The sequence below is a fragment of the Marinobacter daqiaonensis genome (genome assembly GCF_900115285.1).
In the GTDB taxonomy this organism is placed as follows: domain Bacteria; phylum Pseudomonadota; class Gammaproteobacteria; order Pseudomonadales; family Oleiphilaceae; genus Marinobacter; species Marinobacter daqiaonensis.
This window is the reverse complement of record NZ_FOYW01000002.1, coordinates 494,620-518,534: the sequence shown is the minus strand read 5'-3', so window position 1 is coordinate 518,534 and position 23,915 is coordinate 494,620. Positions and strand designations below refer to the sequence as shown.

Genomic DNA, 23,915 nt, shown 5'->3' with positions numbered 1-23,915 from the left:
CCCATGTCCCGCCGGTTCCGGGGTTTCCTGCCGGTGGTGGTTGATGTAGAGACCGGGGGGTTCAATCCGCGTACGGATGCCCTCCTGGAGGTGGCCGCGGTCCTCATCACCATGGACGACGAGGGCTGGCTGAAACGGGGTGAAACCATCTCGAGGCATGTCGCCCCGTTCGAAGGCGCCAACCTGGAAAAGGCGGCCCTGGATTTCACCGGTATCGACCCCTGGGCGGAGGGTCGGGAGGCCGTAAGCGAGGATGAGGCCCTGAGGGAAGTGTTCCACCCCATCCGCAAAGCTGTCAAGGCTCACGACTGCAAGCGAGCGGTGCTGGTGGGACACAATGCGACGTTCGACCACAATTTCGTGTTTGCCGCTGCCGAGCGGGCCGACATCAAGCGCAACCCGTTCCACCCCTTCTCGACCTTCGATACGGCGACGCTGGCGGGCCTGGTCTACGGCCATACCGTGCTGGCAGAAGCCTGCAAGCGCGCCGGAATCGAGTTCAGCAATCGTGAGGCACATTCCGCCGCCTACGATGCGGAAAAAACTGCCGACCTTTTTTGCGGCATGGTCAACCGCTGGAAGGCCCTTGGTGGTTTTCCGCTGCCGGCAGCTGATCCTGGCCGGGTTGACGAGCCGGCGACTGAGTAGTGCCGCCGGCAGGCCTTGCCTACCAGTGAATGCCCCGCATCAGCGCGGCAAACGCGATCTGCTCCGAGGTTGCCTGGGTCCGGGCAGCCCTCGCTCCCCCCGCCGATGGTGAATCCGGGAACATCCGGTAACCGGTGTTCATTACGATTTCACCAAGCTTGGGCGCAACGGCATGGGTCACCTGGGCAAAGACACCGAGCCGCGTGGCAATACGCTTGGGCCGGTGAATGATTGCCTCCGCCACCATATCCGCTGCCTCGTCCGGAGTAAGCGTGGGCACCGAGTCGTAGATCCGCGTGGGCGCAATCATCGGCGTCTTCACCAGTGGCATATTGATGGTGGTGAAGGTGACATTGCGATCGGACCACTCCGCCGCAGCGCAGCGACTGAAGGAATCCAGCGCGGACTTGGACGCCACGTAGGCCGAAAACCGGGGGGCGTTGGTGAGCACGCCGATGGAGGAAATGTTCACCACGTGGCCGGTCTTCCGCTTGAGCATGACCGGGGCAAAGCCCATGATCAGCCGGACCGAGCCAAAATAGTTCAGCTGCATGGTGCGCTCGAAATCGTGGAAGCGGTCGAAGGAAAGCGCCAGGGAGCGACGGATGGAGCGGCCGGCATTATTGATCAGCACATCGACGGCGCCGTGGGCTTCCAGAACCTCGGCCACGAACTTGTCGCAGGCCTCCATCTCGGAGAAATCACACTGATAGGGATGCACCTCCGCCCCCTTGGCCCGCAGTTTTTCCGCCACTTCTTTCAGCCGCTCAGGCTTGCGGGCACCGATCACCAGGATGGCGCCGGCATCCGCCAGTTTCTCGGCAGTGGCCAGGCCAATACCGGAAGTGGCGCCGGTAATGACACAGACCTTGCCTTCAACCGCGCCCCGCAGGCTGCGATCACGGAACAGGTCCGGGTCCATGTGTCGCTCCCAGTAATCCCACAACACCGGCGCATAATCCCGCAGCCGGGGCACTTCGATCCCACTGCCCTTCAGCGCCCTCTCCGCCTCACGATTGTCGAAGCGGGTGGGATAATTGATGAAGGACAGCACCGACGCGGGAATCCCGAGATCATCCAGCACTGCTGAACTCAGGCGCTTTACCGGCGGCAGATTTTTCAGTGACTGGCGGATAAATGGCGGTATGAAGCCGAACATCCGTGAGTCCACCCGCATTGCCATCCTGGGGGCGTGGCCCGCCTCGCAGAAAATGTTGAGAATCTCCCCGACTTTTTCCGGATCCGGGTCCACCAGGTGAAAGCACTTGCCGTCCTCGCCTTCAAGATGGGCAATGTGGTCCAGCGCCGCAGCCACGAAGTCCACCGGCACGATGTTCAGACGCCCGCCCTCCAGGCCGATCGTGGGTACCCACTCGGGCAGCGCGTGGCGGACTTTCTGGATCATCTTGAAGAAATAATAGGGACCATCCACCTTGTCCATCTCGCCGGTGCGGGAGTGGCCCACCACCATCCCCGGCCGGTAGATACGGACGGGGACCTCGCTCTCCTCCCGGACAATTCCCTCGGACTCGTGCTTGCTTCTCAGATAGGGGTGCTCGAGATTCTGGGCTTCCTCGAACATGTCTTCCCGGAAAGTGCCCTTGTACATGCCGGCCGCGGCAATGGAGGAGACATGGTGAAAGCAGCCGGCTTTCAGAACCCTGGCCGCTTCCAGAGCATGGCGGGTGCCGTCAACATTCGCCTGTTGCTGGGTGTCTTCGTCCGAAGCCATGTCGTAGACCGCGGCCAGATGGAAGAAATGATCCACCTTGCCCGCCAGGGCGTTGCGGGTGTCATCGTCCAGGCCCAGAGCGGGGCTCGCCAGATCCCCGATGACCGCGTGCACCCGCTCTGACCCCGGCCCCCAGCGTTCCCTGAGAGTCTCGAGCTTGTCGAGGGATTCCTTGCGCACCAGCAGGTGAACCTCGCCGCCCCGTTCAAGCAGTTTTTCCACCAGAAACCGTCCGATGAAACCGGTTCCACCTGTCAGAAAATAATTCATAGTCGTCCTGCCCTATGGGTTGTTTTTATGGTTACTTTCCACACATTACTTTATGCCATAGGCGCCCTCTGCGAAACGTGGTTTGAACAATCTTTCTCAAGGCTGCCAGTAATGACAGTTGGCATGCAATGGCGGGAACCTGATGCCATAATTCCGGTCCCAGAGATCTGTTCCACCGATCTTCCTTCCGGGACCGTCATCCACCAAGGAGACCCTACATGTCCAACCAGGACAATACCGACCGTTACATTTCCATTGCCCGGGCCTGCCTCCGGGCCATCAACGACACCGCCAGTGACAGCGGCAGCCGGGAAGAGAAAATCCAGGCCGTGTATGGCGCCATCGATGAAGCCTTTCAGGCGGAGTTTGCGGAGCAACGCCAGGCAATGGCCGTCATGGCCTCGGTTCTCGAGCGCATCGCATCAGGCCACCTGGACGGCAACGAAGCCGCCAAACTTGCCCGAATCACCCTGGACCAGAACCCGAAAACCATTCGCCAGGCCAGCATGCACTGACCCTGACCCGCGCCACTTCCCGGTGACTCCGATCAACCAGCAAAGGACTTCTGAATGAGGCTGACATCCCCGTACCGAATCAGCGCCGCCCGCACCCTTGCGTTACTCACTCTGTTTCTGGTTCCCTTGTGGCTGCAGGCGGAGCAGGCGACACAGCAGCCCATCAAGAGCCCGGCCGACGACAATGCCTACCGCTACATCAGCCTGGACAACGGTCTGGAGGCCTTGCTGGTGTCGGATCCTGACGCCGATAAGGCAGCTGCCTCTCTCAATGTGGCAGTGGGCAGCGGTAATGATCCGGGGAATCGGGAGGGCATGGCCCACTTCCTGGAGCATCTGCTGTTCCTGGGCACCGAAAAATATCCGGACCCGGGAGAATACCAGCAGTTCATTCGCAGCCACGGCGGCAGCCATAACGCCTTTACCGCCTTCCAGGACACCAATTATTTCTTCGATATCCGGCCAGGGTACCTGGAGCCGGCTCTCGACCGTTTCGCCCAGCAGTTTTCCGCGCCCCTGTTCACCCCCGAACTGGTGGACCGGGAGCGCAACGCCGTCCATTCCGAGTTCAGCGCCTCCCTCAAGGACGACGGTCGCCGCTTCTACTCCGTGCGCAAGGCCGTGAGCAACCCGGAGCATGCGTTCAGCCAGTTTTCCGTGGGCAACCTCAGCACCCTGGAGAACACCGAAGACCGTCCCCTTCGGGAAGACCTGATCGAATTCTGGAAACAGGAGTATTCCGCCGACCTGATGACCCTGGTGGTCTACGGCCCGCAGTCCCTTGATGAGCTGGAGGCCATGGTCCGGCCCCGCTTCAGTGCCATCGAGAACCGCGAACTGTCGGTGATGGAACACCCCGAGCCGCTGTTCGCACCCGGAACCCTGCCGGCCCGTGTTCAGGCGGAAACCCTGCGGGATATCCGCCGCTTGCACCTGATCTTCCCGATCCCCTCGCAACAGGACAACTATCGCAACAAGCCGCTCCACTATGTGGCCGGATTGCTGGGCCATGAAGGTCCGGGCAGCCTGTTTGACCTGCTGAAGAATCGGGGCTGGGTCGAGAGCCTGTCCGCCGGCGGCGGCACCGACGACGGTACCGATGCCACCCTGGAGATCTCCATGGAACTGACCGGGGAAGGCCTCAAACATGAGGAAGAGATCGTCGCGCTGGCCTTCGACTATATAGACCTGATCCGGGAACGCGGCATCGAACGCTTCCGGTTCGAGGAGCAGGAGCAGCTGGCGGAGATCGACTTCCGCTATCAGCAACGCCCTGACCCTCTGCACCACGTGATGCGACTGTCGATGCAGATGCAGGAAGTTGCCCCCAAGGACGTGCTGCAGGCCCCCTGGATGATGGCTGACTATGTGCCGGACCAATACCGCCAGCTGCTTCAGCGCCTCACTCCGGACAACGTGCTGATCGCCGTGCAGAGTCCCGAGGATTTGCCGGAAAGCGCCAGCGAAACCCGCTGGTACGACACCCCATACCTTTTCAGCACGCAGATCGAGGTCTCCGACGGCAACGCCACAACCCGTGAGCTGGCGGAGCAACTGGCATTGCCGGAACCCAACCCGTTTATTCCGGAAGACCTTGCAATGGTGGCCGGCGACTCGATGGAAAAGCCCGAACGCCTGGCGGAATTCGACAACCTGACCGTCTGGTACGCCCGTGACACCCGCTTCGAGCGTCCCGAAGCCAACATCTATCTGAGCCTGCGCACACCGGCCACCCATGGCTCCGCCAGGGGCCAGGTACTGACCCAGCTGCTGAGCGATGCGGTGTCCGAGCAGCTGAATCCCTGGGCCTACCCCGCCATGGTGGCAGGGCTGGATTATCGGGTCTATCCACACCTGCGGGGCCTGACGCTGCGCGCTGGTGGTTATCATGACCGTCTTCCGGTATTACTGAACCGGATCATGGCCACCCTGGCGGACCCGGTAATCACCGAACAGCGATTCCGCATTGCCCGTCGGCAACTGGCGGACAGCCTGCGTAACAGTCTCCGGGATCGCCCCGTGGCCCAGGCCTCATCCCTGGTGCAGAATGCACTGATTGAAGGGTCCTGGACCATACGGGAAAGGCTCGAGGCCCTGGAGAGCGTCACTCTGGTGGATCTGCAGGACTTTGCCCGGGGCTTCGCCCGCGAGGCGGAGGCGGTCATGCTGGTGCATGGTAATGCCACTCCTGCGCTGGCCCTGAATACCGCCAGGCAGGCCCAGGCCGTGCTGCTTTACGGGTCCATCCCCATCGCTGTGCCCCGTAGCCAGGTAAGGGATGTACCCCAAGGCGAAACCCGGGTCACCCTGAACGTGGACCACCCTGACACCGGTTACCTCCGCTACAGCCAGGGTCCGGGTACCGGATTCGACGACCGGGCAACCTACCGACTGCTGACCCAGATCGTCAGCGGCCCATTCTACGAGGACATCCGCACTACACGGCAGTTGGGCTATGTGGTCCACGCCTCACCGTTCGAGATGCTGGAGACACCGGCCATCGGCCTGATCGTGCAGTCTCCGAAGGCGGATGCCGAGGCCATTGATGCGGCCGTCAACGAGTTTGCCAAAGGCTTTCGCCCGCAGATTGAAGAGTTCAGTGATAAAGATCTGCAGCGGGAGCAGCAGGCGGTAATCAGTCAGGTCCTGGAGAAGGAGAGGCGGCTGTCAGAGGTATCGGAACGCTATTGGCGGGAAATTGATCAGCAGGCCTTTGAGTTTGACTCGCGGCAGAAGCTGGCCGAAGCCCTGCGCCAGGTCACTCGTGCGGACCTGCTTTCCGCCTTTGATGCCGCCCTGCTGGATCACACCAACAGCCTGCTGGTAGTAACCGGAGCGGACAAGGAAACCTCATCAGAGATTATTGATGGGTTACGCCGTCAACCCGCTGTGGGCGACTGACCGGCGATTTCCAGGAAACGGGTCCAGTCCTCCGGCTCATCCACGTCCCAGCGCGGGCTCAGGGTTGCAACCCTGAGCCCGCATTGCTTTACAGCCGCAATACTCTGTTCGAGCGCCAGGGGCGTTCCCCAGGCGACGCCCGCCAGCATATCCGGATGCGTGGTGCGCGCCCCGATAAGAACATACCCCCCGTCATCGGAAGGGCCGAACACCACGTCCGCCTGGGCCAGTGCCACCCGGGCCTGCTCGATGTAACCAGTCTCAACAGCGGGGCAGTCACTGCCAATAATCATCGCATGTGATGCCCGGCCGAGGCCTTCCTCCAGGGCCTTCGTCATCCGCTCGCCGAGATCGGCACCACTCTGCGTCGCCTGCCGGGCGCCAAGGGCGGCCAGGCGTTCGATAATCGTTTGCGCATGAGAGGGCGGACTGGCAACCGCGCGGTCCCAGTAAAAACTGACCGGATGGCCGGATGCCGCCAGATTGCCCAATACGGCCAGGGTCAGTCGGATGTGGGCCTCCAGGGCCCCCTCCCGACCCAGCAATGGCTCCAGGCGGGTCTTCACCCTGCCCGGCTCTGGCCACTTGGCAAACTGGATCAGCTGGACAGGGTCGGTCATGGTCTTTCCTTCAGGTTGCCTGTTCCCCGGACATCGGAGCGATAGGCCTTGACGAGCTCCCGGGGATCGGCACCACGCCAGTATTGCCAGCGCAGGCGCCACATCAGCCCGATGGTCCGCCAGGGGCCGTGCCGCTCCCAGCGCCGGCTGTCGGTTACCACCGGATATTGGATACAGAAGGGCCTGGATACCCGTCTGAGCCTCCCGCAGAGTTCCACGTCCTCCATCAGCGGGATTTCCGGGAAGCCCCCCATATTCTCAAATAATGACCGTCGCACGAAGATGGCCTGGTCGCCGGTGGCGATGCCGGTCAGCCGTGAACGCAGGCTCATCAGGGTTTCAATGACCCGGAAGATAGCCCTGCGACCGCTCAGCCGAACGTCGAAGCGTCCCCACTGGCGATCGCTTGAGACAAAGCGATCAAGGGCTTCTCCTGCTTCGTGGGGCAAGCGGGTATCGGCGTGAAGAAACAGCAGGATATCCCCACGGGCCAGCGCGGCTCCGGCGTTCATCTGGCGGGCACGGCCGGGTTCGGAGATGGTTACCCGATCGCACAGCGGCCCCGCCAGGGCCGCCGTATCATCCTCACTGCCGCCATCCACCACGATCACCTCCACTCCCTGCGCCCGCAGAGTCGATAGCCCGGCCAGGGTCTGAGCAATGGTGGAGGCTTCATTGAGAACCGGGATGACAATACTGATGGCGGGCGACAAATGCACAAAGCGCTCCGGCGGATCAATTGAATCAACATGAAATGGCCGCCCACCTTGAGTGACAGGCAACAGCCCGTTATTATACCGCCCTTCTACACGAAAGGCCCCCGTAGCTCATCTGGATAGAGCGTCCCCCTCCTAAGGGGAAGGTAGCAGGTTCGAGTCCTGCCGGGGGTACCACCACAGCATTAAAATCATATAGTTACAGCTCAAAACACAGCTAACCCACCAACCTACCCCTCAACCCCAAAACGATCAATTTTTAGCCAAAACCTTTCACCCCCAGCCACATAAATTTTATGACTTGGCGATCGCCGTTTTTCAATGGGGGCGATATCTCTCTGTTTTGCCTGATATTCAAGCACACGATCCTGCCAAAATCTATTTGCTTGCTAGAACGACGAAATGGGGTAACGTCGAAATAGGTCTCGAATGACGTGACCAATTCAAGAAGCAAGCAGAGGATATTCCCAAATGATGAAACACTTGATTGACCAGATTACCGACCTGCTCAAACAGGCCAACGCTCTGGCGGAGACGCTCGACAACTTCGAGCTGAGCAAAGCCGAAGTGCGGGTGTCGTGCACGGACGGCACCCGCCTCGTGATCGGCGACAATCTCCAGAACTACAGCGATGGCACTACCGGTGACAGCTCTCTGTCACAGCTGACTCCAGCGACCGCCAGTGCGGCGGACCAGCTGGGCACTATCAAAAAGAACGTCTGGTTCTGAGCGGAGGGATTCAACATGGATTTCATGAAAAAGACTCAGAACCTGGTAGCGACGCTTACCAAGGAATTCAATTGTGAGGAGATCAATCTCACCGTCCAGATGCGACGGGGAGATGACTGGATTACACTCGATCTGTTCCAGAATTCTGAGGAGCCAAATAAGTTCTACGCGACCGTTGACTACTCTTCCAGCCAACATCTCCAAGTTGGTGCGGGCAGAACCGTACACTGAGAGAAGTGGCCCATCCTCCAACTCCTAAGATGGGGTGATGGGCCCTAATTCGCACAATCCAGAAAGCTCTACGGCACCTACCCTCCAAGACTTACATCAAATAGACCCTCCGAAACGCCTTACCACTGCACCGAACTTATGGCCAAGCCAACCTACCCACTAGTCCAGCCAAAAATATATTTGGCAGCCAATTAACTTTTTTCTTGCACAAACACCAATCCGCCAGTAGAGTTAAAAGTGTTTATGGCTGCCAGCAACATTTTTTACTCTTTGCCGAGGGCACGACATGGTAAACCTGAGTCGCGAAAAAGTTCAGAAAATTGCTCAAGACTTTATCAACAACGAGATCAGTGATGTCATCAACCTGTTCCTTGGCCAGGATCGCACAGCGCTCGCGCTGGACCTTGAGAACTATCAATCCCAAGACCTCTCCGGTGGTACCCGGCAACATTTCGACATTGAACTATTGCTTCACCGCTGTTTCGAGTTTGCTGTCGAACGTCGCCAAGGAGCGGACGATCAGGCGGATCAGGATTCACTAAGGGCCTTGGTAGAGTTCAACGCCGGTGACACTGTTATCGATTCAACCTTCGCGGAACGCCAAGAGACCCTCGGGTTACTTCTGGATCTCCACGAGGCGGTGATGGCCTTTGAGTACGGCGAAGATGACGACACTCTCACCAGAGAGCAGATCGCCCTTTTGAGCGGACTGGCTGTCGAAACGGTGCGCCTGGCAGCCTTCGCCGAGGGTGAGGACAAGCTCCCGCAAGAGCGTCCAGGAGTAGCCCGTAAAGCCGATGTGCAGCGCTGGCTGCTTCACAAAGGCAAGTACCGTGAATTCAAATGGCTGCCTCCCTTCGTTTTGAAACCAGAAGCCCCTTCACCTTCTGCTCGGGAATTGGCTGAAACCATCCATCACCAAGCTCTGAGACAGCTGGATAAAACCAGCGAGGTGTACTCGATCCTGCCACCAGAACATCGGCCGGGCTTCGAAGCCTTCTTGAAAACCAAGGTGTTTGACCCTGACAACCTCCAATGGGTAACCCCCGAGAACGCCGAAACCTTGGGCATTGCTTTAATGATCGACCCATGCTGGCTGTTCGAAAGCCTGGACTTCTGGGCATCAGAAGCCAGACGCCGACACATGGTAGGCCAACTCGCGGAGCAAATGGCTCGCAAGTCACCGCCAAAAGCCCCTTCTGGCGTAGTCGCAGATAAAGAGACTCTGAGGGAAGTTCTGACAAACCACCCTTCCATTGAGAAGCACCCTGCCCAGCGCAAGCCCAATGCAAAAATTGACGGCTACCGGGTCATTGGAGGGGTTGCGTTCGCTCACCAGCATGAAGGGAAAACTCAATTTCTTTGGGTTCCGGATGAGATCGCCGTGCCAAACACCTCGATCGTCAAACACTATCCGGCTGTAGGTTCTGATGAGCCGACTACTCGCCACAGTGGCCTGGCAAAATTTCCGGAGCTTGGCCGCGCAGGCATCAACAAGATCAAAGTCAAAGACAGTGACTCATTCAACGAGATACTGAATCTCTTGGTGGCTCAGTAGCCCCGGAGTTTGCCCCTACAACGCTCAGGGAGAGGCTTTAACATGACAAACGTCAGCTACGAACTTACTGAACATGGACGCAAACGCGCTGCCCAGCGAGCTATCTCAGACGTCGTGCTCGATGTGCTGTTGGAATGCGGCGAAATGGATGAGCAAAAAGGCGGAACTTCATTGATTGAACTCGACCGCAGGGAACGAAAAGCGCTTATCAAATCCCTGAAGCAACTCCTGCGGGCACTAACAAATGATGCCCCTCCGTTTGCGGTAATGGGCGAGAGCGGCCGCGTCATTACGGTTGGTCATAAATACAAACAACAACACTAAGACTGGAGCAAAACGCCATGGAACACACCAACCTCAATTCTCTGGCACAAGTTGAAATCAACGGAGAGGACCTCCCGAAGGAACTGCTTCTATCCGACAATGGACGTTACACGACCTACTACGCCCCGTTCGAGTTCGTCAATGAATCCGCCAAGGTGGTCATTTGTGGGATCACTCCGGGCATCCAGCAAGCCACTGTTGCTATTAAAGCGGCTAAAGAGGGGATTGAGCAGGGTCTATCTGACACAGAAGTGCTCAGACACGCCAAACACTCCGCCAGCTTTGCTGGAGCCATGAGGCGCAACCTGGCTGAAATGATGGATTTTATTAGTCTGCAGCATTGGCTGGGTATTGATAGTTGCGGGGATCTCTTCCAAACCCGCCAAGACCTGGTGCATTTCACATCCGCGTTGCGGAATCCGGTACTCGACCAAGGTCAGAATTTTTCCGGCGGCGGGGCCATGATTTCAAACCGCTATCTTTGGGATCAGATCCAGGACGGCCTTGTGGCAGAAATCAAGTCATTACCCGAGGACTGCATTTTTATTCCTCTCGGCCAGGGTGTTGATGCGGTATTCGAGAAACTTGCCAGTGAAGGGGTTGTCGAACGAAAGCGCGTACTTTCCGGGCTACCTCATGCTTCCGGGGCAAATGCGGAGCGGATTGCTTACTTTTGCCAGCGTAAAGAGCGGGACCAACTTTCGGACAGGACCAACGCGGACAAACTCGACGCTGCTCGCGAAGGACTCCTTGCACAAATAGCCTTGCTCTCCGGCAAGCAGAGCGTCTCAACCGGCAAGAAACTCCAAAAGGCACAAGGTGCCTTGAAAATGCCAGCGGCACGCGTAGCTGTAGCGAATGATGAGTTCGCAACGGCGAGCCATGGAGAGGTCAAACGGATCTATGCCACCGGCAAGGTGAAAGGTGAACCTACCCTTTTCACTGCCAAGCACGACCGTTCCGGACGGTATGTGCTGAACCGGAAAAAGTCATCACCGACAACCGGAAACACGACAAACCGGGCTGAGAATAAAGTATATACTGCAACCCTCCGGGAAGCCGCCGAGCTGCTTGAGTCTGGCGAATTCCTGATCAACGTGGTCACAGAAAACGGCGTGAGGGCATTGCGTAGCTATCGCTCGGTGGTTGTCGAGCGAGTCCAATAATCGACGTTTCAACCGTCGACCGGGAGTGGCTCTGAACCGAGCCACTCTCATGCTTTTGCATTTATTACCGTACCGGCATCTCGCGGTTTTTGTATTTTCTGGGGTCGTGAGAACCTCTTTTATCCTTATGCTGATAGGCCTCTTCAATGAACATCAAACGCTGCTCAGACGGCTCGGTCAGATTAGCGCTGAGATTGAACCCTGGATATTCGCCATGAATATCAGGGTGCAACTCTGCCGCGACCATAACATCAGCAGTCGAAACGTACCGTCCGGCCCAATCTTCGATTAGATGTTTAACCATGTGCCCTTTTGACGACGATCTCTTATTTTTCTTCTGAGCATCAAGCCATTCATATGCGATTCTTACGCAATCATCATGCTCATGGACTTTTTCAATACCGCCATACTTAGTCCTTTGTTTTGCAGCATCAATTTGATCTTTCGTGATTCTTTGTTTCATAAGCACCCTTTAATTTTATTTTCTAATGGTTAGTTCGCTCTATAACCTCTTCATTCGCAGGGCAAAACCCTACCCAATCAGGTCGTCCAGAAACTCAGACGCGGGATCAACACTCGTAACCAGCAGATGATCGCGTGCCCGGGTACACGCCACGTACAATAAATGTCGCTCGGTCTCGTAAACCTCTTCTAGGTCCGCATTGTCAGAAACGTTTTCAATACGCTCCTGCAAGGGGATCACCTCATCGTCGCAAGCCATTACAACCACTGCTCTGAATTCCAGGCCTTTTGCGAGATGCATGGTACTGATGACCATTTTGCCTGTTGTTGTCTCCATTTGTTCATCTAGGAGCTTAAACGGCAAGCCACATCGCTCGGCAGCCCATTTTGCTCTTTCGAGCTGGGCGGACGATCGAACAAATATACCAATCTCGTGAGGAGCCATGCCTTCCTTACTAAGCTCATTGAGCCAATGACCAACCTCCTCCGCTTCCTCCTGCTCATCATCAAGAATACGAACATCCGGTTGAGGTCCGTTGAAGACAGAAATGGTCCCGCGGCGGTCATCCACGTTTCCATCTACGTCTGTAACCTCTGGGCCAAGCAAGAGATCTGCTTGCATCCGGATTTGATGCGAAGTTCGATAGTTGATCCGAAGAGTTTGGGATCGGCCGCGAATGTCGACACCCAATGACTTCCAAGAGAAAGGAGTCTGGAAAATCCTTTGCCCCAGATCCCCGGCAAAGAACAGGCTATTGGCTCGGTCTCCACCCAGAGCAGCGAGAAACCGCAACTGAGCCACACTGATGTCCTGCGCCTCATCTACAACGCAGAATTCATAGGGCGGATGGTTTCGTTCCGCCATTACTTTGGCAAGTTTGCTGAACATTTCCGCCTGCGTCTGCAAGCCTTCTTGCGCCAGCCTCGTTTTGACAGCGGCGAAGACTTGCCAAAGTCGAACTCTCTGAGCTTCAGGTAAACGGGTTTTGCGCCCAAGCCGTTTAACGTCGCGGTAGTCCTCCCAGCTTTCCAGCTGCCATGCGTCTACCACATCGCTCCACTCTCCTAAAAGAAACCTGGAGCTAAAGCGAAAATCTTCAATATCAGCGCTCGCCTCGCTCAAGAAGTCCTGGATGTCCTTTCGGGAAACCAACTTGGCCTCACCAACATGAACCTTATACAGTCTCTCACCGACAGAACTGATCGACTCCACATCCAGACGTTCCGCTAAACGAGGCTCCCCGGAGATCAAACAGCGCAACTTGCCGGCGAGCGCATTCGCCAGGGTCTCCGAGAAGGTTGTGAGCAGTATGCGTGAATCCGGGTTCTCTTTTGCCAAGTGAACGGCACGATGCAACGCTACGATTGTTTTTCCGGTGCCGGCAGATCCGGTCACACGAGCAGGGCCAGCGTAATCTTTCTCCACCAACTGACGCTGAGCCGGATGTAAGAATACGGTCCATTTGTCCCAGGGATAGTCCAACGCTCGCGCAAGCTCGTCCGCATCGGTCATTATCCGGAAACGCCGCTGCGCGTCAGGGTGTTCGAATGGATCGACACTAGTGTCCGAAGATGCGGGAAGTGCCGGTTTTCCTCCAGTAGCGAGCTCCAACAATGCTTCGGCCGCTTCGCTTGGCAGATGGTCGGTCAACTTAAGCAAACTGTCCTCGTTTGCTTGCAGCACATCCGCCAGCCATTCCTCTGGTACACCATAGGCTAGAAGCGTTTCTTCTGAAATTCCGCTAAGAGCTGGCGGTTTTTCTGGAGCGGACACCTCCCCTTCCACAACCACGGGGACTTTAATTTCCTGGACCGTTTCGCGAATCTCGACAAGTTGAGCGGCACCAGTTCTGGGGTGGGTCTCCAGCTTTCTGCGTTCCGCCCAGTGGTAGGCCTTGTCATGATGATCCACATAGCAAAGCAGAAGGCTCGACTTGGTTTTGTGGACGATCAGACGGATATCTCGACTTACCCGAACAGACCAGAAATTTGCATCCTTCGCCCTATCAATCTTATGAAAACTCATGCCCGGACTGACAGGATCCATCTGCAAATCGAAGGCCGTGGTTTTGACTCGCTTTTGCTCATCGCCGGTCAGTTTGGCCAGGCTAGCTGTGAAAGTATCTGCAATACGAAAGTTCATCGTTATCATCGCCCTCTTTGACGTATGCTAACCATCAGACTCTGATAGCGAACATCGTTCTCTAGTTCAGGCGCGGCTATACAGATGGCCTCTAAACAGCGCCGGAGATCCGCAGGAATCCACTGCGTCTGGTTACTTATAACCCGACTCAAAAATTCCAAGGCTGGCTCAGGGAATCGTTCGGAAAGATTGGCCTGATGAAAACGTCGAATAAGAAAGTCAGGATGCAGTGGCGGCTGTAGCCAAGCTCGAAGCAACTCTAGCGCTTCAGGGAATGCTTCGTCGGCGGCAACACACAACCGGCCAAACCTTTCAGCAATAGTGGGAGAGACATTTTCGCGGGTATTCGGCCAAATCTTGCGCAGATAGGGTTTAATTCTATTTGCCCAATAATCAATACGCTGTTCCCCCGCCCCGTCCAAAGCGTTTACTAATGCTTGAGCGGATTCCTCCAGGCCTTCAAGAGGTAGCGAACAAGTGGCTCTTGCCAACTCATTCGTCGTAAAAGTATCTGCTGGATCCAAAGCCGCAAATGTAAGCATTGAGGCGTATTGCCGCCCGTAGTCACCTAGAGCGTCATAATGAGCAGCTGTCTCCAGAAAGTGGGGCTTGAGAACCTCCAATAAGGGACGGTAAAGCCTGGGAGATCCCAAAAAGCCTTGCCAAACGGCATGTGCTTCGACTTCGGAGTGCTGCCAGTCAAATAGCGGTAAAAAGTGTTTTAGGGACCAGTCCTTATCTACACGGAACAGAACAATGACATGGCGGGCAAGTAATACACGACTATAACGAAACTTTTCGACCTCAGTGTCACATAATCTTGTGAAGATGGCCTTTAGTTCTGGCGTTAATCCCTGCCCGTCTTCCAATGTGTGGCGATACCACCAAACCAATAGCGCGTCCGTCACATGCCCAATCGGATGATTGATGGCCCTCATGACGGGCTCGTCAGTGTCAACGCCATCCTTATGATCCAAAGTAAGGATACGATTGACTAGCAAAAAAAACTGGGGTTCGTGACCTTCGAAGTTATTCGCAACTGACTTCAGCCACCAACTGATGCTCCGGGCAAGCTCCTGAATTATTTCTTCTGGAGCACTTTGTAGAACTGGCCCGATATAACGCCAGGAACGATTCGACAAAGTTTCTTCGGACCAAGCCTGAAGAGCCTCGCGCCATCGCCCTAAAGGCCAGATTCTTTGTTCCGATAGATCATACAAGGCACAAGCAGTCGTAGCGAAATTGTTGCGGCAGCGCTTTTGCCAATCATCGTCCTGCCAGTGGCCTTTAATCGGATGCTTCTTTAGCCAATGAGCCAGATCTCGACGACGGCGAGGTGTGGCCACAAATTTGCGAAATTCATCGCCATCCCCCATCCAGTAAGGAAATTCGTCTCTCTCGTCTCCTGCGATATGCCAGTTGGGATACCGGGCGGTCAGTTCCGCCAAACGATCATTACTTTGGGTGGTCAAAGTCACCCCAGTCGCAGTTATCTTGGCAAGACGCAACCACGTATCCCTGTCCACTATCTCCTGCCAACGCTCGGGACCAATGTCATCCCTGAACATATTGCGAGGAGGACCTTCAAGGATGGCATCTTCAAGCTGTCGGAGCTTCTCGTTACTCAGTTGCGGAGCAATCGCGACCATCAAACGCATCGCTTCACGTTCCGTTTCCTCGGACCATAACCACCATCGTTCGTCGGCCAGCAGCCAATCAAGAGCCCGACAATGGGGTATGATGCCTTCCTGTGTCGCTGCGAAGAATGCAAGGCGCCGGAACAGCGGATAACCGGCCTCCCACCATCGCTCTGCGGCTAGACGCGCACTCTCATGCGATTGTTCCGCTTTAGCCAGCCATGAATCACGACAGAGTTTGATTATGACCGTCCAGTCGTGCATGTCACTGTTCTGTTCATGCTCACTGATTGAGGGCTGTTGTATATACGAAAGGTCACTCCTAGCATGTGCGCCACCTAGCTCACTTTTAAGGTCAAGCACATCAAGCAAAAGGCCGCTAAAATCTGCGAGCAACCCTGGTAGAGCCCATCTCCAACAATCATTCTTATCCAGTTCGCTAAATATCGTATGGGGATAATTGGTGGCCAGTGCAATTTCCCACTCTACAAGCTCCCGAAGACTTTCAGGTTCTCCGCCATCCTCTTCAGAGAGCAGCCGGAAGGGCTCTCTCAGCGAAACACAGGGCATTAACATCTGCCGTAATTCCAGACGTAAGGTAGTTGTAAGCCCGTCACGCTTGAAACGATCACACCATCGATAAAGGTCGAATTCGTGCATCCGAGATTTGACTCGACCGGTAAGCAGGAAGCGCCAGAGAGTTCGCATTAATGGACCAGGAACTGCTCTTGGCGAATCATCGCGAATCTGCCTGATTTCAGCTGTATCACTTTCGAGTTCCAGCTTAGCCAATTCATCCAGGCGCCTTTCGATCTGCATAACCAGATTTTCATGTAATTGACCGCCTCGTCTCACGAGCCATAACAGCAGGGCCGGATCATCAAGATGGCGGATCATCCAACGGGCAATCTGGTGCATCACTTCATCCCAACGGCTGCTGCGACTGCCACCATCGACAACGGTCATCAAAGGGGCTAGGGAATAGGGCGAGGGTCTCTGTGTGAGGCTAAACGAGATACCCTCATCGACGAGATGATTTGGAGAGATTCCGAATCGAGGCAGATCGACATGTCGATAACGTGTGTCGCTCAAAGGTTGAAGCCAGTCCAATGCTGGCACTGGGTTCAGTTCGGCAAAACGTTTCGCAGGTAAACCGCGTGGATCGCTCAAAGCCCACAACAAGCGTCCAACAAAATCATCCTGTTCGGTGCTAGCTAAGGGGCGAGCCATGGCGCATTCCACAACAATGCGCTCCTTACCACTCACCCCGTCGCGGTAGGTCTCGGCCCAGGCACGCAAAGTCTTATGCAGATAGGAATGGCGATTATGTTGGCGGTAAAGAATGGGCGTGACGTTTTTGGCTCGCCACTCGTTTGCTCGATCCTCTTCCGTACCTTTCGAGAAACTACCGAAAGCGAACATCTCAGGCGGCGATTCGCCCAATAGCCTATCCGCAGCAAGTGCATCCATCATGTAACGTAGCACCGGATCATCAAGACTATAGCCGACGAAGCACACGGTGTAGTTTCGAAAAAGTTCACTAACAAACCTAGCTGCCCAGCGCTCGATAAGGTAAGCCAAACCAAAGTCGCCACTGGCTATAACCAGGCGATCGAGTTCACTGGCCGTAGGCTTAAGAGTCAACAAACCATGGAGATAAACAAGCCCATTCCAGCGATTCTTCGGCACAGGCAACAACGGAGCCTGGAATCTCTCAATTGCCAGAGCTTTAGTGGAGATAATATCTTCGAAGAGACGATCAAAGTTGGTAGTTACCAGTCGCGTTTGGCCGTCACGACTCCTAGCCAACATCAATAGTGATTCATGAGTGGCAATCGCCTTCTGAGAAATACCGGCTCTAGGTGTCAAAATGTCTGCCAACGCTTTGCGAACTTTCTCACGACCTCCGACAATATCAGCTTCCAATAATCCAACTGCGGTATCGAAATGCTTGGCTTTAATCGCAGCCTTCTGCACTGCATTCGGCAACGGCTGGAGATCTTCATACAACCTTTTTACCAGCCCGTCGAAACCCGGAAGCCCAGCAGGATAAGAAATCCCGGCTCCGCAAAAGAAAACAACGCGACCATCCTCATGAGCCTGTAACAGACGCTCGGGGATATCTGGTCCGTTCCTGACAAATTGCACTAGGCTAAACCCTGAACACTTTCATTACTTCATCACCAAGATGGTTAATCACCTTGACCGCAATTCTTCCGGAACTTGGCTTGCTAAACGGCCTGGAAGTATCACTATTCAGAGTTTCCCAAGCTTCTTCATTGATCTCTGCCTTGAGGGTGGTCTTCAGCGATTTGTATGGGTCGTTGGCGCCGAGGAAATAGGCCTGGCGCACGAAGAACGACTCTTCGTTGTAGTCAGTATCTATAAACCAGCATGCAATGCCGTCAGCTGAATCGCTAACCACTTCGCCTGTTTGGGGCTTGAACACATCCACACCATTCACCTTGACCTGAATTTTGTCATCGTCGGCATCCAGAATATCGATATCCGGCTCGCCAAAGATAACAAACAGGTTGCCTTTGCCGGTATTCTTGAGGTTATCAGCCATGTGCAGGTCAGCGTTCATTCGCGCTTTTAGCACCGGGATTCGGCCAAGTTTGTCGAACTCGCTCGAATGTGCATCGTAGTTAAAGGCACAGGCAATCAGGACATCGAAGTCTGCATCGCCTGCTTCACGTGCGGCAGCGACAAGGTCTGGGCGGGAGACGGTTCCGAATTCGGGGCCCACAAAGATGGCAGCACGCTTTTCGTCGCCCCCCTCTTCTCCACCCTCAAAGTATCGGCCCTCTGCACACACCAGTTCACCTGGCCACGGAGTGAGTGAGGTGAAGTCAATCTTGCCGTCTTTGTGAGCCTGCTGAACACCGGCGGACTTCAGGTTTTCCAAGATAACTTGGGCGAAATCCCTCTCTTCACCATATGTACCTTGTGTTTCATTGGCTGCAGGATCGATCAGTTCATCGTTTTCGTCCACACCCAATACCCGATGTGGTGAAAGGCTCTCCACGGTAAAGGGGCCGGCAACACGGACTTTCCTTTTGTCCTCATAAGGCTTGTCGTAGAGGTACTGGTGATCGGCCTTAGCCGCGATGGAAGCATCAATCTCTTTCTGACGTGTAGTTTGCTTTGCCCACCAATTGGCATGCAACTCCTTCACTGGCTCTGGCCAATTCTCATTCGCCTCACGAGGAACCTCCCACTCTTGCCAGTTATTGCCGAGGGCGCTGTTCAAGGAATTTTGTAGTGATTCCAATGATTCTTGAAATTCATCCCAAATTACATCAATCTCAGCGTTCTTGGCTATATCTTTAAGCGTAATGTGCGGAACTCGCTCATACACAAAACCATGCTTTATATGGCCTCTAGTTACGTGACGAGAGGGCGGTTTGCGAGTGATCTCCGCTTCCTTTAATTGACCCTCATAGCTATCACTCAATAAGTAGTACGGGTATCGCGCACCCATTATTCGCGCACGTGCTAAAGCTAAAGCCACCCTTGAGGTATCAATAGTGATCCAACGTCTACCCCACTGCTCAGCCACATATGAAGTGGTGCCAGATCCGCACGTCGGATCAAGAACTAAATCACCAGGATCTGTTGCCATTAATATACATTTTTCGACCACCCGCTCATTGGTCTGGACAACATATACTTTTCCCTGCGCGCCCGCTAAATTCTCCGTCCAAATATTCGATGATGCAGTTGAAGGAGAGTCATCGAAGCCTTCAATATAGAAAGGTCGTGAAACACTTGGGTTTACTCGACCAGCTTTATAGAGCCTTTCTCGGCCAGCTTCGTGAGTACGCCAATGTCTCCCTAGCCCAGGAAAATAAGTTCTGCCACAAACAGTCCAAGGCACTTGTGAATTCCCGGAATCGCCATCTTGCGTTAAAGTTATATCGCTTCTAAATGGACGCCAGCGCTCAGGAAAAAGAGCAGGATCCTCTCGCCACTCCTTCGGAATCTTTTCGATACCCGTTGGTGTAAATGCTTTTGTGTACTTTGAATAATCCACCTCAAAAAGACTTGATTTACGATACGCCTTTCTGTGCTTATTACGCTTTATATCTTTTGCAAAAATTATCAAATAATCCGCAATATTGGATATATTATCAGACTCCAAGTAATGGGTCTTTTTAAAGGTTATTATTGATATAAAGTTAGTTTCACCAAAGACCTCATCCATTAAAGCCCTGACACGATGTAAGTTCTCATCCCCAATCTGAACAATAATCGAGCCGGAGTCTGTCAAAAGGTCACGCGCCACTGTAAGACGATCACGGAGATACGTTAAATAGCTATGAATCCCATCTCGCCAAGTGTCGCGAAAAGCCTTTACCTGCTCAGGCTCACGAGTGATTTTGTTCAGAGCATCATTACTATTGCCTCGATCTGAAGTACTCCATTGAAAATTTGAGTTAAATTTAATTCCGTAGGGAGGATCAAGGTAGACACATTGAACTTTACCGCGAAGCCCTTCACGCTCGGCAAGGCTAGCCATCACCTGCAATGAATCACCGAGAATCATTCGATTCGTCCAGTGAGCGTCATGTTGGTAGAACTCGGTTTTAGCACCGTCATCAGGCAAACCATTGAAGTCTGCGAACAGGTCCTCCATCGAACCGGCTTGCTCATCTTCTTCTGCCTTTTCAGCCGCCTCTGTGCGACGACGGAGGTCGTCGATAAGCACTTTCGGATGCACCTTTTCCTGGATGTAGAGTGGTGGTGCATGCACTACTAAGTCAGACCAGTCCTGCTGGTCTTTTCCGCGCCAAACGAGCTGTGGGTCCAGATCGCGATTTCGGCTTTCTTTCTCGTCCACCAACCCTTCGCCGGCCCTGGAGTAACTGACTTTTACCGGTGCCTGGTCATCTTTTTTCATTACCGACTGATATTCAGCAGTAGGGATATTTTTACGCGACGCCTCTTCATGGGTAAGAGCTTCTATCGATCTGGGCGTATTGGTTTGTTTCTTACGAGCCATTAAAAAGTCCTTACGCCACCGGCTCCGCGGTGACTCTGTCGATCATCTTGTTAAATTCGCTTTCAACCTTATCGGCAAAATCGTGCTGCATCTGGAACACGTCGGTGAACTCTGCGAAAGCCCAACGGCCATAGGTTTCCAGATTATTAACGCCGGGCACCCAGTAGGCGTCCATCGTCGATTTTTTCTCTTTCGCGTCTTCGCCGCGATAGCCTTTTATCTCAACAATCAGGTTTAAAGGGTCGTTTTCCCCTTTGCCATCATCGATCTGGACGATGAAATCTGGACGGTATTTCCGGTTTTCCGACGCATAGCGATACGGCACCTCCAGGCCCAGGTTGTGATTCTTGACGTAGCTAAGGACTTTGGGATGCGCCTCAACGACACGGCAGAACTCTGCCTCCCAATCACTGTCGAGTATCACCCAGTTAAGCTGGCAGCGTCGGCTGTCCGTTTCGTATCGTTCAGTCTTGGACGTAGTAAAGTTCACGTGAACCGTAGATCCGGTGGGGTTGTATGGGTCCAGTACCGCTTTGATCGGCCTTTTGCCCGCCTCTGCCTGAGTGATTGCGGCGGTAATGCGATCACAGGCAACATCGGCCAGAGCCTGATACATAAGGAGCCCGGGATAGGTATCACCTTTGCAGACGAGACATTTATCCAGCCACTCTTTAGTGATCCGCTTGAGCTGCCCAAAGAGATGGAGCTTGGGCTCCTCTCCAGGGTCGCGCCACTTGGTATAGAGCAATCTCTGCGTCAAATGGAAAAGAAGCGTGGAGCGTCGCATGTCTTTGATGTGCTCCAGGCTTAGGTCTACCGCCTCTCCGATGATTCCCGAATTGACGGTATGCGAGGGACCAGTCATCGCAGGAGTAAGTTCGAAAACGGAATCGTCAGTGAACTTCGCCGTTAGTCGCTCTTCAGGGAGCTCTACACGATAACCGGCAACTCGCGGGAATGGGAGTTCAAGGGTTTCTCGCTCCGGGAGGACTGCTTTTACCTGTATCGTCTCCCGAGGCGGCTGCGGAGGTGCAATAACTGGTTTCGCCGTGAAATCAAAGGGAATGCCAAGCACATCTGCATACTCGGTATTGAAAAATCCATCTTCATTGAGGTCGTACGACTGACGACGGAGCGCGCGGCCAATCACCTGTTCACAAAGCAATTGAGTGCCAAACGCGCGCACACCGAGCACATGGGTGACGTTATTGGCATCCCAGCCTTCAGTGAGCATGGAGACCGAGACCACACAACGAACGGACTCGCCCAACTGTCCTGACTTGCCGACAGTGTTCATTACCTCACGGAGCAGCGTTGCGTCTTCAATGTCTTTCCCTGCCCGTATCTGGTTGGCCAGATCGCCGCCGCGTTCCAGCGCCTCTCGTTTGAACCGATCAATCTCATCACTGGCTAATTCACGGAAATTTTTATCCAGTGCTTCGCCAGATTCCAGTTGTTCGCTGTCGATTAGCAGTGTGTTGGGCCGAGCCAGAGGCATCCCGTTATGGTCGTAGTTGCGGAACAACTCCAGGCGACCATTCTCAAGATTCGAGGAGCCGTCCTCGTTCTCCCGGGTAAAGCCCGAAATATAGTCATAAACCAGCTTCGAGGTAGCGGTATTGTTGCAGACAACAATGAAGCAAGGTGGCACCTTGATGCCTGAATCCTTCCACAACTGAAAGGTTTGCTCGTAGTGGCCATAGAGGGCCTGTAGTGCCGTTTGTAGCTCTACAGGAATGCTTAGAGGATCCAGTTCCTTGCCTTTCCCTCGGCCTTTTTTGGGCATTTTCTTGCCAATATGCTTCCAGAGCTCTCGGAACATGGGCATTTCATTGCCCGGGATGTTCTCGGCTACAGGAACCCGTGGCAACTTCACGATGCCGCACTCAATGGCGTCCATGAGGGAAAAATCGCTCATGGTCCATGGGAACAGAGTACCCTCCGCGTACCCGGAACCACTTAGGAAAAACGGGGTCGCGGACAGATCAAACACACGGTTGATGCCAATCTTACGATTAACCGCCTCCAAGCCCGATATCCACAACCGCGCAGCCTCTTTGTTCTTCTCCGCTTCTTTCTTCTCGTCCCCTTTCAGATCATCTTCATCGCTGTTTGGTTTTTCACGGTAGCAGTGGTGTGCTTCATCGTTAATGACGAGAATGTTTTTCAGGCCCATCAGTTCGGGCATAACCCGCTGTAGCATTTGGCCTTCGGTTTCGAGGGTATTCAGAGGATCGCCTTCGCGCCCCTGCAGCAGCATACGGCCGCCCTTGGAGAGTTCAATTCGCTCACGTAATTTGAATGCGTGGTAGTTGCTGATGACGATCTTGGCCTTGTTCAGGTCCTCCATCATGTCATTCGGAACCAGCTCACGGCTTTTATAGTAGCTGTCTGGATCGTTCGGCATTAACACGCGAAGTCGGTCTCGGATAGTAATGCCGGGAGCTACCAATAGGAAACCACGCGTAAATTTCTTGCTGTTGGGCCGTCGAACAGCATTGACCGTCTGCCAAGCGATTAACATGGCCATGACAGTCGTTTTACCTGCCCCGGTGGCTAGCTTCAGAGCCAGCCGCATCAGCTCCGGATTAGCCGCGTTGTTTGCATTATCAAGGTGCTCAAGGAAGCGTTGGCCATTTTTGCCAATTTGAGGGGCTACTTCCGTTAGCCAGATGGCAGTTTCTACCGCCTCTACCTGGCAAAAGAATGGTCGAATACCCGAAAAATCGTGGTGACGCCAGTGCTGCAGTAGACGAGCTGTTTCTGGTGTGACCCGCCAGTCGTTGGGATTTGGAATCTGCCGCCATTTATCAACTTCGTCTCGAACAGCATTTATAACCGCTGTATGGTCGTATTGCTGCTCCTCAGTTGTGAGGCCCACACCTTCGTCAAAGAGCAGGTCTGACTGTACACCCGCTCCCTTGCGTTTTTTCGGCTTGGGAATCGGCGTGATGAACTCGGCACGCCTGCGATTTTCCAATATCTTTTGCGTCGGTTGTCCTGTTTCATCCAGCTCCCAATGGCGCCCTGGGTAGCCATAAGGCGAATTAAGAATCGGATGATCAAAAAATGGATTAGACATACGTGGCTCTTAATATTGATATTTATTCAGCTGTATCTCAGCGTTAGAGTTACGTAACCAGCTCGTCCATTGAGCGCACCGCTGTCTATCCAGACAACCTTCAACATCCTGTTTGACATTACCTCCGGTGAAAACCAAAGAATGCCTTGGAAACTGTATCGTCTTAAATGCGAGTT

General features: G+C 54.4%; 16 protein-coding genes and 1 tRNA gene. 9 read left to right on the top strand and 8 right to left on the bottom strand.

Annotation, left to right across the window (positions count from 1 at the left end):
* Window positions 1-3 precede the first annotated feature (3 nt).
* Entirely contained in the window at window positions 4-648 is a 645-nt protein-coding gene (rnt, locus tag BM346_RS15065; RefSeq protein ID WP_092015090.1) for a ribonuclease T, read from the top strand.
* Window positions 649-667: 19 nt separating this feature from the next.
* On the opposite strand, the gene BM346_RS15060 is transcribed toward rnt, so the two are convergent.
* Window positions 668-2,650, bottom strand: a complete 1,983-nt coding sequence (locus BM346_RS15060) for an SDR family oxidoreductase (protein ID WP_092014905.1) — start codon at window positions 2,648-2,650, stop codon at window positions 668-670.
* A gap of 218 nt (window positions 2,651-2,868) precedes the next feature.
* Between BM346_RS15060 and BM346_RS15055 the strand changes: the two genes are divergently transcribed.
* Complete coding sequence (locus BM346_RS15055; protein ID WP_092014902.1) at window positions 2,869-3,165, top strand: hypothetical protein; 297 nt, start codon at window positions 2,869-2,871, stop codon at window positions 3,163-3,165.
* Between the two features lie 54 nt (window positions 3,166-3,219).
* The gene (locus BM346_RS15050; protein WP_092014899.1) at window positions 3,220-6,066 is read left to right on the top strand and encodes an insulinase family protein; all 2,847 of its coding nucleotides are present in this window, start codon (window positions 3,220-3,222) and stop codon (window positions 6,064-6,066) included.
* On the opposite strand, the gene BM346_RS15045 is transcribed toward BM346_RS15050, so the two are convergent.
* Window positions 6,045-6,686 carry a TIGR04282 family arsenosugar biosynthesis glycosyltransferase gene (locus BM346_RS15045; protein ID WP_092014896.1) on the bottom strand — a complete coding sequence of 214 codons (642 nt, stop codon included), beginning with the start codon at window positions 6,684-6,686 and terminating at the stop codon, window positions 6,045-6,047. The two genes, BM346_RS15050 and BM346_RS15045, sit on opposite strands and share 22 nt — an antisense overlap.
* Window positions 6,683-7,405 carry a TIGR04283 family arsenosugar biosynthesis glycosyltransferase gene (locus BM346_RS15040; RefSeq protein ID WP_092014893.1) on the bottom strand — a complete coding sequence of 241 codons (723 nt, stop codon included), beginning with the start codon at window positions 7,403-7,405 and terminating at the stop codon, window positions 6,683-6,685. Before BM346_RS15040 ends, BM346_RS15045 begins: the two co-directional genes overlap by 4 nt.
* Window positions 7,406-7,502: 97 nt before the next feature.
* Between BM346_RS15040 and BM346_RS15035 the strand changes: the two genes are divergently transcribed.
* The 6 genes from BM346_RS15035 to BM346_RS15010 all read left to right on the top strand — a co-directional run bounded on the left by BM346_RS15035 (window position 7,503) and on the right by BM346_RS15010 (window position 11,410).
* Window positions 7,503-7,579 (top strand) — tRNA-Arg (locus tag BM346_RS15035).
* 294 nt (window positions 7,580-7,873) lie between these two features.
* Window positions 7,874-8,131: a hypothetical protein gene (locus tag BM346_RS15030; RefSeq protein WP_092014891.1), complete on the top strand. Its 258-nt coding sequence runs from the start codon at window positions 7,874-7,876 to the stop codon at window positions 8,129-8,131.
* A gap of 15 nt (window positions 8,132-8,146) precedes the next feature.
* Window positions 8,147-8,362: a hypothetical protein gene (locus BM346_RS15025; protein ID WP_092014889.1), complete on the top strand. Its 216-nt coding sequence runs from the start codon at window positions 8,147-8,149 to the stop codon at window positions 8,360-8,362.
* Window positions 8,363-8,648: 286 nt separating this feature from the next.
* Window positions 8,649-9,920: a hypothetical protein gene (locus BM346_RS15020; protein WP_092014886.1), complete on the top strand. Its 1,272-nt coding sequence runs from the start codon at window positions 8,649-8,651 to the stop codon at window positions 9,918-9,920.
* A 42-nt stretch (window positions 9,921-9,962) separates the two neighbouring features.
* Entirely contained in the window at window positions 9,963-10,244 is a 282-nt protein-coding gene (locus tag BM346_RS15015) for a hypothetical protein (protein ID WP_092014884.1), read from the top strand.
* 17 nt (window positions 10,245-10,261) lie between these two features.
* Complete coding sequence (locus tag BM346_RS15010; RefSeq protein WP_174805177.1) at window positions 10,262-11,410, top strand: hypothetical protein; 1,149 nt, start codon at window positions 10,262-10,264, stop codon at window positions 11,408-11,410.
* Between the two features lie 64 nt (window positions 11,411-11,474).
* On the opposite strand, the gene BM346_RS15005 is transcribed toward BM346_RS15010, so the two are convergent.
* From BM346_RS15005 to BM346_RS14985, 5 genes are all read right to left on the bottom strand, one after another.
* Window positions 11,475-11,873: a hypothetical protein gene (locus tag BM346_RS15005; RefSeq protein ID WP_092014882.1), complete on the bottom strand. Its 399-nt coding sequence runs from the start codon at window positions 11,871-11,873 to the stop codon at window positions 11,475-11,477.
* A gap of 69 nt (window positions 11,874-11,942) precedes the next feature.
* Window positions 11,943-14,015: a 3'-5' exonuclease gene (locus BM346_RS15000; protein WP_092015087.1), complete on the bottom strand. Its 2,073-nt coding sequence runs from the start codon at window positions 14,013-14,015 to the stop codon at window positions 11,943-11,945.
* A 5-nt stretch (window positions 14,016-14,020) separates the two neighbouring features.
* A complete protein-coding gene (gene dsr1 / locus BM346_RS14995; RefSeq protein WP_092014879.1) occupies window positions 14,021-17,800 on the bottom strand; it encodes an anti-phage defense-associated sirtuin Dsr1 in 3,780 nt (1,259 codons plus the stop codon).
* Between the two features lie 4 nt (window positions 17,801-17,804).
* Window positions 17,805-20,657: a site-specific DNA-methyltransferase gene (locus BM346_RS14990; RefSeq protein WP_092014876.1), complete on the bottom strand. Its 2,853-nt coding sequence runs from the start codon at window positions 20,655-20,657 to the stop codon at window positions 17,805-17,807.
* 10 nt (window positions 20,658-20,667) lie between these two features.
* Window positions 20,668-23,739 carry a BPTD_3080 family restriction endonuclease gene (locus tag BM346_RS14985; RefSeq protein ID WP_092014873.1) on the bottom strand — a complete coding sequence of 1,024 codons (3,072 nt, stop codon included), beginning with the start codon at window positions 23,737-23,739 and terminating at the stop codon, window positions 20,668-20,670.
* Between the last annotated feature and the right edge of the window lie 176 nt (window positions 23,740-23,915).

Coding starts and splice junctions, on each gene's coding strand:
- rnt (WP_092015090.1), top strand. CDS start 4: ATGTCCCGCCGGTTCCGGGGTTTCCTGCCGGTGGTGGTTGATGTAGAG.
- BM346_RS15060 (WP_092014905.1), bottom strand. CDS start 2,650: ATGAATTATTTTCTGACAGGTGGAACCGGTTTCATCGGACGGTTTCTG.
- BM346_RS15055 (WP_092014902.1), top strand. CDS start 2,869: ATGTCCAACCAGGACAATACCGACCGTTACATTTCCATTGCCCGGGCC.
- BM346_RS15050 (WP_092014899.1), top strand. CDS start 3,220: ATGAGGCTGACATCCCCGTACCGAATCAGCGCCGCCCGCACCCTTGCG.
- BM346_RS15045 (WP_092014896.1), bottom strand. CDS start 6,686: ATGACCGACCCTGTCCAGCTGATCCAGTTTGCCAAGTGGCCAGAGCCG.
- BM346_RS15030 (WP_092014891.1), top strand. CDS start 7,874: ATGATGAAACACTTGATTGACCAGATTACCGACCTGCTCAAACAGGCC.
- BM346_RS15025 (WP_092014889.1), top strand. CDS start 8,147: ATGGATTTCATGAAAAAGACTCAGAACCTGGTAGCGACGCTTACCAAG.
- BM346_RS15020 (WP_092014886.1), top strand. CDS start 8,649: ATGGTAAACCTGAGTCGCGAAAAAGTTCAGAAAATTGCTCAAGACTTT.
- BM346_RS15015 (WP_092014884.1), top strand. CDS start 9,963: ATGACAAACGTCAGCTACGAACTTACTGAACATGGACGCAAACGCGCT.
- BM346_RS15010 (WP_174805177.1), top strand. CDS start 10,262: ATGGAACACACCAACCTCAATTCTCTGGCACAAGTTGAAATCAACGGA.
- BM346_RS15005 (WP_092014882.1), bottom strand. CDS start 11,873: ATGAAACAAAGAATCACGAAAGATCAAATTGATGCTGCAAAACAAAGG.
- BM346_RS15000 (WP_092015087.1), bottom strand. CDS start 14,015: ATGAACTTTCGTATTGCAGATACTTTCACAGCTAGCCTGGCCAAACTG.
- BM346_RS14990 (WP_092014876.1), bottom strand. CDS start 20,657: ATGGCTCGTAAGAAACAAACCAATACGCCCAGATCGATAGAAGCTCTT.
- BM346_RS14985 (WP_092014873.1), bottom strand. CDS start 23,739: ATGTCTAATCCATTTTTTGATCATCCGATTCTTAATTCGCCTTATGGC.